Source organism: Kutzneria sp. 744, assembly GCF_000568255.1.
Lineage (GTDB): Bacteria > Actinomycetota > Actinomycetes > Mycobacteriales > Pseudonocardiaceae > Kutzneria.
The window spans coordinates 1,011,086-1,015,801 of sequence record NZ_KK037166.1; the positions used below are offsets into that span (position 1 = coordinate 1,011,086).

At 69.2% G+C, this 4,716-nt stretch carries 5 protein-coding genes and 1 pseudogene; 1 reads left to right on the forward strand and 5 read right to left on the reverse strand.

Annotated features, from left to right (window positions below; all coding sequences use genetic code 11):
* From KUTG_RS04400 to KUTG_RS04410, 4 genes and pseudogenes are all read right to left on the reverse strand, one after another.
* The coding region (locus tag KUTG_RS04400; RefSeq protein ID WP_232240656.1) for an IS1634 family transposase at positions 1-1,040 on the reverse strand (1,040 nt) is incomplete at its 3' end.
* A gap of 90 nt (positions 1,041-1,130) precedes the next feature.
* Entirely contained in the window at positions 1,131-1,529 is a 399-nt protein-coding gene (locus KUTG_RS65935; protein WP_369794693.1) for an SDR family NAD(P)-dependent oxidoreductase, read from the reverse strand.
* A 172-nt stretch (positions 1,530-1,701) separates the two neighbouring features.
* Positions 1,702-2,118, reverse strand: a pseudogene (locus tag KUTG_RS65940) (SDR family NAD(P)-dependent oxidoreductase); the annotation flags it as partial.
* A 176-nt stretch (positions 2,119-2,294) separates the two neighbouring features.
* Positions 2,295-3,254: a solute carrier family 23 protein gene (locus tag KUTG_RS04410; protein ID WP_052393930.1), complete on the reverse strand. Its 960-nt coding sequence runs from the start codon at positions 3,252-3,254 to the stop codon at positions 2,295-2,297.
* 303 nt (positions 3,255-3,557) lie between these two features.
* On the opposite strand from KUTG_RS04410, the gene KUTG_RS04415 reads away from it, so the two are divergent.
* Complete coding sequence (locus tag KUTG_RS04415) at positions 3,558-3,998, forward strand: hypothetical protein (RefSeq protein ID WP_043715084.1); 441 nt, start codon at positions 3,558-3,560, stop codon at positions 3,996-3,998.
* Between the two features lie 32 nt (positions 3,999-4,030).
* Here the strand turns inward: KUTG_RS04415 and KUTG_RS04420 are convergent.
* Positions 4,031-4,716: DNA alkylation repair protein (locus tag KUTG_RS04420; protein WP_043715087.1), on the reverse strand; the 686-nt coding region annotated here is incomplete at its 5' end.

A 4,716-nucleotide genomic window follows, 5' to 3' on the forward strand; every position in this document is an offset into this window, starting at 1 on the left:
TCGTCGGGGTAATGCCGGGAGCCCAGGCCCCGGACCAGCCGGTCCAGATCGTCGCGAGCACGGTCGAGTTTGCGGGCCCGCGCGGTGGCCGCGGCGCGGGCTCGGGCGGTGGAGTGCACGAACACCCGCCGCAGCGTGAGCACCGGGTCACGCTTGCGTTTGCCCGCCAGCGTCATCGTGTCCTCGGTGACTCGCCAGCGGCCACGGTCGGCGGCTGGTTTGCCCGCGTCCCGTTCGGCGACGTAGTCCACCTCGGCGGCCGAGTCGAGGTCCAGCGCGGCCAGCGTCGCGGCCGGCGTGTAGGCCTTCGACGCGGGCGCGACGAACCCGACACCGGAGGCGATCATCGCCGAGACATTGGCGTAGGACACCAGCTTGGAGTCCCCGACCAGCAGGAACTCTCGGGGTCTGGCCATAGTCTGCAGCGCGCTCATCGCGCCCACCACCTGGGCGACTTCGCCCGCGCCACCGTCGTAGGCCCGGTGGAACACCGGCACACCACCATCGCCGGTGACCGCCAGCCCGGCCTGGATCTGCTTCAGGTCGGGGCGGCGGTCTTTGGGGTGCCCGAACTTCGGCGCCGGGTGGTCGGTGTCGGCCTGGTCGTAGGCGCCGTACAGCGAGATCGAGGTCATGTCCCAATGAAGCCGGGATGTGTCCAGCCCGAACATCGAGATCGCTTGTGCGCCAACGGACCCGACGATGTGATCGAGTTCGGGGGCGATCGCGTCCAACGCCCGGCCGATCCGGTCGTCGTTGAGCAGCGTGGGCTCGATGCCGAAGACCTCCTCGACCGCGTGCTCGCGGGCCCAGTCGGTCACCCGGACCAGTGGTGCTGGTGAGGTCAGTCGGTTCGCGACCAGCGCTTCGATCACCTGTCCGTGGGTCAGGAGTGCGAGATCACGCACCGGGCAGGCGCGGTCGATGATCCCGGCCAGGTCCAGACGGCGACAGTAATCGGCGATCACCGGCAGCGCGCCCAGTGTTTTCTCCACACTCGCCGCGACATAGCGAGCCCGTCGTCGTGCACGTTGATCCACGACTGAACACCCTGGCAGAGCCCTTGACCGAGCGGACACCGGCCCGCGTGATCAACTCACCTGTGTCCATGTGCGGAAGACGGGACTAGCTCACACCAGGGTCTCGCTCAGCTTCCACAGGCGCTCGGCCGACTCGGGGTCGACGGCGAACGGCATGACGCCCCGCTTGGTGTGGGCGTCGGACAGGCCGATGCTGTCGGCCTGGTCGGCCGGCGCGAGCTCGGCGATCTCCACGTCCTCGCAGTAGACGCCGCCGAGCCCGTCGAGCTGCGGGCTGACCGCACACCACACGCTGGTCGCCGCCCCCTGCTCACAGGTCTTCATGCCGTGCTCGGGGCGGATGACGGCCTCGCCGCTGTCGTCGATGATGCCGCCGGCCCGCAGCATGTCGTCGGAGACATGCTTGTCCAGTCCGGTGTTCTTGATGCCGCCGGGGTGCAGCGAGAACGCCCGGATGCCGTCCTCGCGGCCGCGGGCGTCGGCGTGCACGGCGAACAGGATGTTGGCGGTCTTGGACTGGCCGTAGGCCGAGAAACGGCTGGTACTCGCGGCGCTCGAAGTTCGGGTCGTCGAAAGTGGATGTCGGAGAAACAAAAAAAACCCACGAGGAGACCGACACCTCGCGGGCACCGCCGGCCCGTCGCAGCGCCGGCCACAGCGCGGTGGCCAGCTGGAAGTGGCCGAGGTGGTTGGTGGCGAACTGCGACTCGTAGCCACGGGCGTCGCGGGTCAGCGGGTTGGCCATGATGCCGGCGCTGTTGACCAGGATGTGCAGCGGACGGCCGGAGGCCAGGAAGGCCTGGGCGAACGCGTCGACGGAGGCCGGGTCGAGCAGGTCCACGGTCGCGATCTGGATCCCGTCGATGCCGGCCAACGCCTCCGCCGCCTTGGCGTGATTGCGTGTAGGAACAATCACTTCCGCGCCCGCCGCGCGCAGGGCCCGCGCGGTTTCCGTGCCGATGCCGGAATATCCGCCGGTCACGATGGCGGTCCGGCCGGTCAGGTCGATGCCCTTGATCACGTCGTCGGCCGTGGAGGCGCAGCCGAAGCCCGAGCCGAGGGGGCGCTGTGGCGTCATGCCGTCAATTTAGGGGCATTCCGTCGCCTGCTCACAAACCGAGCTCCCCGAACGGCCCAATCCCACCCGATCGTGCCGGCAGTTCGGCCCGGCGCAGCGACACCGACTCGGCGAGGAAGCGGCGAACCGCGGCGGCCCGACACCCGGGCTGTGTCCGGCGGGACCGGACACCAACCTCAGGATCGTCGAAGGCCGAAGGCGAGCTTCAGCACCACCAGCAGGACCGTGCCGAGGATCAGCGGCTGGCCCAGGACGAGCTGCACCACCGGCGGCATGGCCTTGAGGGTTGCCGCCGGCACGAACAGGCCGCCGATGGCCGTGATGAACGGGAAGCCGACCAGCATCAGGTTGTCACGGGACCAGTGCACGCCGGACAGCACGTCGATGGCGCTGGCGAACAGGACTCCGAAAAGGACGGTGCCGGCGGCGGCCAGCACCGGCAGGGGAATGGCCTGCAGGAGGCGGTCGAAGGGCCCGAGGCCGCCCAGCACCAGGAGGATGATGCCGGTGGCCAGGGTGACGTAGCGGGAGCCGACCTTGGTCACCCGGAGCAGGCCGATGTTGTCGGGATAGGCCAATGTGGACATTCCGCCGAAGACCGCGCGGACGGTGCTGCCGAGGACCTCGCCGAACACGCCCTGGGCCACCCGCTGCCCGGACAGCTCCTGGCCGCCCCAGCCGGCGACGATGTCATAGGTGGCAATGCTTTCCGCCACGGCCGGGAACAGCGTGATGAAAAAGACCAGCACCAGCTCGCCATTGACGGCGAATCCGAACGGGAACGGCTTCGGCACCGTGAACCCGAGGTTCTCCCCCACCGCCGCGAAGTTGGTCGGGGCCAGCAGGGCGTACACCACCGTGCCGGCGATCACCGCCGCCAGCACCGCTCCCCGTCGCAGCAGGGTTCCCTTGGGCAGCAACGTCAAGGCGATGACCAGCGCCGCCGCCACCGCTCCGGCCAGCACGTTCACCCAAGGAAAGCCGGGGCTGTTCGGCGCGCCCAGCCAGTTCGGCAGTGCCGTGCTGGTCAGCTGGGTCGCCAGGATGAGGATCAGCACGCCGCAGATGATCGGGTCCCGGACGAACTTCGCCAGGTACGTCACCGGCCCGAACCTGCGGGCGGGTATCGCCAGCACGCGTGGCCCACTGCGACCCGAGCCGGTTGATGTCGACCAGGTGCTCGATGCGCGCGAGACGGAAGTTGAGCATCGGCATCAGGCTCTGCCCGCCGGCCAGCACCTTGGCCTCGCTCACCGGCCGTGGTAAGCGTTTTCCACGACGGCCGAATTACCCACATCGCCCCGGCCGCCGCGACGACTTTCGCCTGGAGTCGTTGCCCTCGAACGCCTTGAGCGCCGGCGCGCGCACTGAGTTTCATAGCGGGGCCGAGAACACCGTTCACCGCGGTGGTCCGGCCGCAGCCAGGGAATGGAGTTGCAGTGCCGAGCAAGGAAGAGCTGAAGGCCGCCATCCACGCGGCCTTCGAGTCGGTGGTCGCCGACGGGGCGAGCTACACCAAGGTGTACGCCTCGGAGATGAAGCAGAAGAACTACATCGTGTTCCGCACGACCACCGTCAGCAACTTCGCCGTCGGCTTCAAGCCGGGGCGAACCGAGCTGGTCATCGTGCCGCTCGACGAGAACAAGGGCGTCATCAGCGCGGGCGCGCCGCTGACCGTCACCGACGCCAATCGCGCCTCGGTGAAGCGCCGCGACCTACAGGGCCGCACGGTCATCAAGACGACCGACGGCCAGACGTTCAAGCTCTCCGTGCTGCCGTCCGTGCCGAAGCTGATGGCCGCCGCCTACCAGTTGCCGGTCGACCAGAAGGCGGAGTACGAGGCGTTCGTCGCGGTACGGGACGCCATCACCGCGTCGTAGTTCCCTTACGCGACACCGGGCCCCGGCGGGCATCACCCGCCGGGGCCCGCGCCTGTGCCGGCCAGGAAGGCGCGGCGCTCGTCCGCCGGGAACTTCTCGATGGCGTAGCGGAGCATGGTGCGCGGCATGGTCCGCTGGTGCCGGATCAGCCACCGCACCTCGGCCTCGCGATCCCGGTTGCCGACCTCGCGCAGCATCCAGCCGACGGCCTTGTGGATCAGGTCGTGACGGTCGCCGACCAGCGTGGTGGCGATGCGCAGGGTCCACTCGTGGTCGCCGCGTCGGATGAAGGCGAACGTGGCGATGATGGCGATTCGCCGCTCCCACAAGGATTGCGAGCCGGCCAGCCGGTCCAGCACCGCACGGTCCCGGTCCGCCAGCCACTCCCCCAGCAGCTGGAAGGCCGAGGAGTCGACGAGGTCCCAGTTGTTCACCGAGGCGGTGTTGGCCAGGTAGAGGTCCACGATCTGGGATCGGACGGCCTCATCGGCCTTGGCGAACTTCAGCACGAGGATGAGCAGCGCCGTCAACCGCTCCTCGTGCGCGCCGGTGACCAGCAGCGTGCGGATCTCGTTGAGGGCCAAGGACTTGAACCGTCGGGCGACGCGGCGCTGGTCGGGCACGGAGACGCCGAGGAACCGGTCGCCCTCGCCGTACTCCCCGGGCCCGGTGCGGAAGAAGCGCCGCTTGTCCTCGACGCTGTCCGGGTCGGCGACGG